The sequence below is a fragment of the Mycobacterium sp. genome (assembly GCF_032159565.1).
Classification (GTDB): Bacteria; Actinomycetota; Actinomycetes; order Mycobacteriales; family Mycobacteriaceae; genus Mycobacterium.
In genome coordinates, this window is sequence record NZ_JAVHWR010000148.1 from 1 (window position 1) to 6,380 (window position 6,380).

Consider the following 6,380-nt stretch of genomic DNA (forward strand, 5'->3'; position numbering starts at 1 on the left):
CCGGATATTCTCCGTAACGACGGTGGCTCGCACGATACCCGGGCATCGTCGACATCCACGCCGGCGTGTTGAGCCGCAACCCGTCGTAACGGGCTCGCCAGCTCGCGCCGACCCAGTCGCTTCGTTCGAGCACAATCGTTCCAACGCCTGCACGGCTCAGGGTTGCCGCGGCTGCCAGCCCGGCCGCACCCGCGCCGCAGACGATGGCCTCGGCCACGGGGTCATAGTAATCGCCGACGCGATCCGCGGACCGTGCGTGATGGGCATCTAGGCAGAAATCGGTTCAGTTCGGTAGCGACGCCGAGGTCGACTCACTGTCCGGACGGTTCCACGTCATCCCGTTCAACCCACACGATCACGATCTCACCGCGGGATGCCCCGGCCGAACCCGCTCAATCGCGGTGAGGTTCCGCACGATGCTCCACAGCATCGGCGCATTGGCCAACTCCCGGAGCAGCTCACGGGCCCTCTCGGATCCGGCTACGCCGCGAGTCCACCGCCGATGAAAATGTGCCCGTGTCGCCCCGCCCGCATACCTGGGCTGCCAGTGGATCGATGTAACTGGTGTGTCCATGAAGGATCCTGGATGGCGCGAAGCGGCCGCGGCAGTAGCGCGTCGCCACGAGGTGTCGAACGGCGAGTTCCGCGGTGAACCCCACCAATAGCTTGTGTTTTCAGGCGTGCGTCCATCCGACCCCAAGGGGTGTTAAGGCCATGAAAAACCTGATTATGGATGTGTTTTGGTACGACAACACCGACCTGGCCAATCTCAACCTTCACCTCGGGATGGACACGTCCGACACGGAGACGATGGCGACCGTCGTCTGCGGTGAGGTCAGCGGCGAACTCGACCCGCCTCGTCTCACGCGATCAGGATGGCGGGCTCGTGCCGGTCCATTTCAAGCTACGCACCCGGCTTCCTGCTGAACATGCGGCGCCAGATGTTCTCTACCTGCTGGGCTGGGAGCAGGCGGTGCAACCACGGCAGGACCGCAACCTTGGGCCCGATCAGGTAGGAAGGCCTCAGGCGCTTCGCAGAGATGATCCGCTTCCACACGGCATCGGCAAAGGCATCGGGGTGCTCGAACGTGAAGTTGTCTCCGATCGCGGTGGCGCCATCGAGGAAATGCCGACGGTACTGCTCCCGCAGCGGTTCGGGGATCAACGCCCACTGTTGTGCTCCGGCCTCAGGTCCCGTCTCGGTCATCGCGGTGTCGACGCCACCGGGTTCGAGGTTGGTGACCTCGATGCCGAACGGCGCCAACTCCATGCGGAGGTGTTGGGTGAAGGTCTTGAGCGCCGCCTTCGACGTCGGGTACGCGGAGGCCATGGGAATGGTCATGTACACCGATCCCGACGTGGTGTTAATGATCCGACCCTTGGACGGGCGCAGCAGCGGCGTCATTGCCTGCACCACTTGTACCGGTCCCCAGAAGTTCACCTCGAACGCACGCCGGTACTCGTTCATCGATGCCGCTTCGATCACCCCTTCGCGCGGCGAGTACCCGGCATTGTTGATCAAAAGGTCGAGCGTGCCGCCAGTGTGCCCTCCGACCGTGCTTGCTGCGGCGACCACCTGGTCGGGGTCGGTCACGTCACATGGCACGGCAATGACGTTCGGCATGCCGAACCAACGAGTGCGGTCGGGCGAGCTGTTCCGATACGCCGCGAACACCTGCCAACCTTCGCGCTGGAGTCGCACGACAAGTGCCTCGCCTATTCCGGTCGCGGCACCCGTGATGAAGGCGGACCTCATCGGCGAACCGTATCCCAACCTGGCCCGGCGGCCTGGCGTTCTACTCATGCCCGCCCATCGCGAAAACGACGACATATGAGGGTCTGTCTCAAAACTTCGTGTCGGAGATGGCACGGCGATATGACGGACATCGCTGACCAGCGGTGAAACGATACTGACGTGGACGGCACGAGGGACGGTCGCGGTGCAGTGACAGCAACGGGACTGTTGTGTGGGTCGTGCGGCAGGGAGCTGCCACCGAACTCCAAGTTCTGTAACGAGTGCGGTACGCCTCTAAAGCAAGCGACCCGATCGGCGGAGTACAAGCAGGTGACGGTGCTGTTCGCCGATGTGGTGCATTCGATGGACATCGCAAAGGCCGTCGGGGCGGAGCGGCTGCGCGAGATCATGACCGGTCTTGCCGACCGCTGCGCCGCAGTAGTGCGCACTTCGGCGGGACGGTGGACAAGTTCACCGGCGACGGGATCATGGCGGTGTTCGGTGCACCGGTCGCGTTGGAAGACCACGCTGCTCGTGCCTGCTTGGCCGCCTTAGGCGTTCAGGAGGAGGTGAAGCGACTTGCCGTCGACGTCCGAGAGCGCGACGGCGTTGATCTGCAGCTGCGGGTGGGACTTAACTCCGGCCAGGTAATCGCGGGTGAGATCGGTTCTGGTGCTTTGGGTTACACCGCGATCGGTGAGCAGGTCGGGTTGGCGCAGCGGATGGAGTCGGTAGCGCCGCCGGGCGGGGTGATGCTCAGTGAGTCCACTGCGCGGCTGGTCGAGGGCGTAGCGGCTCTTGGTGGGCCTGAGTTCGTTCAGATCAAGGGTGTCGAGAAACCGGTGCCCGCCCGTCGCTTGTTGGGCATGGCGGACCGGCATCGCGTTACAGAGCGCGCTGAGACGAATCTGGTTGGGCGGCGCTGGGAGATGTCCGCCGTCGAGGGCTTGTTGGACCGCGCAATTGACGGCCACGGCGCCGTGGTCGGCGTGGTGGGTTCGCCTGGTCTGGGCAAGAGCCGTCTCGTGCGTGATCTTTCTGCGATGGCAGCAGCCCGTGGTGTCGAGGTGTTCACCGTGTTCTGCGAGTCGCATACCAAGCGGGTCCCTTTCCACGCCGTCGCGCGGCTGCTTCGCTCTGTCACCGGCGTTGAGGGTTTGGACGAGCGGGCTGCCCGCGACCGGGTGCGCGAGATGGCTCCCGCTGCGGCGGCTGAGGACTTGCTGCTGTTTGACGACCTGGTGGGCATCAGCGGCCCTGATGCTGTTTTGCCTCGGATCGATCCGGATGCCCGGCGAAGGCGGTTGACCGCAGCGGTCAACACCGCAGCCTTGGCCCGTGACAGCCCGGCGGTCTATGTGGTCGAGGACGCTCATTGGATCGACGAGGTCAGCGAGTCGATGATCGCCGATTTTCTTACCGTGATCCCGCAGACGCCCTCACTGGTGCTGGCCACCTACCGACCGGAATACGAGGGGGCGTTGGCTCGGGTGCACGGTGCTCAAACCATCGTCCTTGCGCCACTGCGTGATTCAGACACTGCCACATTGCTCACCGACCTTCTCGGGCTGGACCCCTCCATTGATGGACTCAGCCAGACGATCGTCGATAGGGCCGCTGGGAACCCGTTTTTCGCCGAGGAAATCGTGCGCGAATTGGCCGAGCGTGGTGTGCTGCGCGGTCAGCCCGGCGAATACATGTCGACGGCAGAGGCTGCTGAGGTGACGGTGCCTGCGACCCTGCACGCAACGATCGCCGCGCGCATCGATCGGCTCGAACCGAAAGCCAAACGCACGTTGAGCGCTGCAGCAGTCATCGGCTCACGGTTTGGCATCGACCTGCTGACCCAGCTAGGCGTTGAACCCGTCGTTGCCGACTTGGTGGCGGCGCAGCTCATCGATCAGGTCAGCTTCACCCGACAACCCGAGTACGTGTTCCACCACCCGCTAATCCGCGCGGTGGCCTATGAGGCTCAGCTCAAATCGGATCGCGCCGGGATGCACCGGCGGGTGGCCGCTGCGATCGAAGAGCGCGAGCCGGATTCTGCCGACGAAAACGCCTCTTTGGTCGCTGCGCATCTGGACGCCGCTGGTGATTTGCATGCCGCCTACGGCTGGCACATGCGCGCCGCAACATGGGCAACCAATCGCGATATCACTGCGGCGCGACTGAGTTGGGAACGCGCGCAACAGATCGCCGACGCATTACCCGCCCAGGACCCCAACCGGACAGCCAAGCGCATCGCCCCGCGCACTATGTTGTGCCGGGGTCGCCGTTCGAGTTCATCTGAACGTTGCCGGTGATCGCTTCGAGGAATTGCGGCAGTTGTGTACCGCCGCCGGGGACAAGGCGTCACTGGCCATCGGCATGGCGGCTCTGGTGTTGGATCACGCGTCTCAGGACCGGGTGCGCGAGGCGTCGCAGCTGGCATCGGAAGCGATGTCCCTTATCGAGTCGATCGGCGATCCAACGTTGACCGTCGGGCTGTCCCACGCAGCCATCTACGCCAAGATTGAGGACGCCGAGTTTAGTGACGTGCTGCGGTGGTCACAGACAGTCATCGACCTGGCCGACGGCGACGCGTCCAAAGGCAACTTCGTCGTCGGGTCTCCATTAGCGCTTGCCTTCACGTCGCGAGCTTTAGCCCGCTTTTGGCTGGGTCGCCTTGGATGGCGTGACGACCAGCGGCATGGCCTAGCCATCGCCCGCAGTGCCGACCCTTTGTCCTATGCCACGGTGGTCATCTATGTCTACGTGGGAATCCCGTTCGGCGTGCTGACGCCCACCGATTCCGTGGTGCACGAGATCGAGGATGCCCTACGGATTGCCGAACGATCTGCTGACGATCTCGCCGTGGACTTCACCCGGTGGACGCTTGGGTGTGCGCTGGTGCACCGCCAAACGGCTGCGGAGCGTCACGCCGGGGAGAAGTTGCTGGCCGAGGTCGGCGCAGAATACCTCCGCCGGGGACACAACCTGTGCGATTTACCGATCGTCAACGTCTACTTGGCACGTGAGATCGCCAGGCGGGGAGATCGCGATGAGGCCATACCGCTCATGCGCGCCGCCGCCGACCATCTGTTCCGCGATGGGCGGCTGCTGGCGTGGGGCGTGCTTGCGAGCGGTGTTCTGGTGGAGACGCTGCTCGATCGCGGGGCCGACGACGATGTGGCCGAAGCCGAGGCCGCGATCGAGCGGTTAACCGCCGCTCCAGCCGACGATGGGCTCGTAATGCGTGACATCTGGATGCTCCGGCTGCGCGCGCTTCTGGCCCGTGCCCGTGGGGACGAAGCCTCGTATCACGACTACCGCGACCGCTACCGCGACATGGCGAAAACGCTTGGCTTCGAGGGACATATCGCATGGGCCGAGGCGATGACATGACGGCGATCAGTCGGGAGGCATGCCCACCTTGTCTCGAAATAGACCACATATGCGACACGCCATGGTGATTGACGACGTCACCGGTTTGTCCTGGTGGTGGCGTCTCGAATGTTTGTCTCAGAAATAGTTGTCCCAATACTCGGGTTGAACCATTTGTGACACACACCACTGACGTCGCGGCCCCGCCGACCACCGGCATGCGATTCGGCTACACCCGGGTCAGCACCGTCGCCCAGACGCTGCACCAGCAGCACGATGCGCTCAAGGCGGCCGGTGCATCGAAGATCTACTCGGACATCATGTCTGGCGCTCGGGACGACCGTCCCGGTCTGGCGGCCCTGATGGATCAGCTGCGCGCCGGTGACGCCGTGGTGGTGTGGAAGCTCGATCGGCTCGGGCGCAACATGCTCCACATCCTGGAGACCGTCGAGGTTCTGACAGAACGGGGTGTAACGCTGGTGTCGACCACGGACGGCATCGATTCATCAACCGCCGCCGGGCGCATGATGATTGGGGTGCTGGGATCGTTGGCCGAGTACGAGCGAGCCTTGACGATTGAGCGCACCGCATTGAAGAGGGCATCGTCCCGCGCCAACGGCACCAAGTTCGGGCGGCCCCGCAAGGTCGATGACGCCGAGCACATCGCCACGGCGAAGCGGATGAAAGCCGACGGGCACACTGCCAAGGACATCGCCAAGTTTCTAGGGGTAAGTCGCGCGACGTTGTATCGATATTTGGCCCCGGACCTCGCAGCCTGATCGGATCGGGCGGGGTTGACAACGCGGCCCTGTGCTACCGGTCCTCGCTCATCAGATATTGGTATGGCATGACTGCGGTTGGTCCGGTGGTCGCCATTCGTAGGTCACCGCGGTGAGATCGTGATCGTGTGGGTTGAACGGGATGACGTGGAACCGTCCGGACAGTGAGTCGACCTCGGCCTCGCGCTACCGAACTGAACCGATTTCTGCCTAGATGCCCATCACGCACGGTCCGCGGATCGCGTCGGCGATTACTATGACCCCGTGGCCGAGGCCATCGTCTGCGGCGCGGGTGCGGCCGGGCTGGCGGCCGCGGCAACCCTGAGCCGTGCAGGCGTTGGAGCGATTGTGCTCGAACGAAGCGACGGGGTCGGCTCGAGCTGGCGAGCCCGTTACGACGGGTTGCGGCTCAACACGCCGGCGTGGATGTCGACGATGCCCGGGTATCGTGCGAGCCACCGTCGTTACGGAGAATATCCGGCCCGTGACGACTGGGTCCGGTA

The 6,380-nt window shown here is 64.1% G+C and carries 4 protein-coding genes and 1 pseudogene; 3 read left to right on the top strand and 2 right to left on the bottom strand.

Translation table 11 applies throughout. From position 1 onward, the window contains the following. Both QOC76_RS20240 and QOC76_RS20245 read right to left on the bottom strand, forming a co-directional pair. The coding region (locus QOC76_RS20240; RefSeq protein WP_526359679.1) for an FAD-dependent oxidoreductase at nt 1-217 on the bottom strand (217 nt) is incomplete at its 3' end. A gap of 687 nt (nt 218-904) precedes the next feature. Beyond that, nucleotides 905-1,756 carry an SDR family NAD(P)-dependent oxidoreductase gene (locus QOC76_RS20245; RefSeq protein WP_526359681.1) on the bottom strand — a complete coding sequence of 284 codons (852 nt, stop codon included), beginning with the start codon at nt 1,754-1,756 and terminating at the stop codon, nt 905-907. Nucleotides 1,757-1,945: 189 nt separating this feature from the next. On the opposite strand from QOC76_RS20245, the pseudogene QOC76_RS20250 reads away from it, so the two are divergent. The 3 genes and pseudogenes from QOC76_RS20250 to QOC76_RS20260 all read left to right on the top strand — a co-directional run. Further along, nucleotides 1,946-5,119, top strand: a pseudogene (locus QOC76_RS20250) (ATP-binding protein). Between the two features lie 197 nt (nt 5,120-5,316). Continuing rightward, the gene (locus tag QOC76_RS20255) at nt 5,317-5,877 is read left to right on the top strand and encodes a recombinase family protein (protein ID WP_526359685.1); all 561 of its coding nucleotides are present in this window, start codon (nt 5,317-5,319) and stop codon (nt 5,875-5,877) included. Between the two features lie 264 nt (nt 5,878-6,141). Next, nucleotides 6,142-6,380 (top strand): NAD(P)-binding protein (locus QOC76_RS20260; RefSeq protein ID WP_526359683.1); only part of this gene is annotated, 239 nt, incomplete at its 3' end.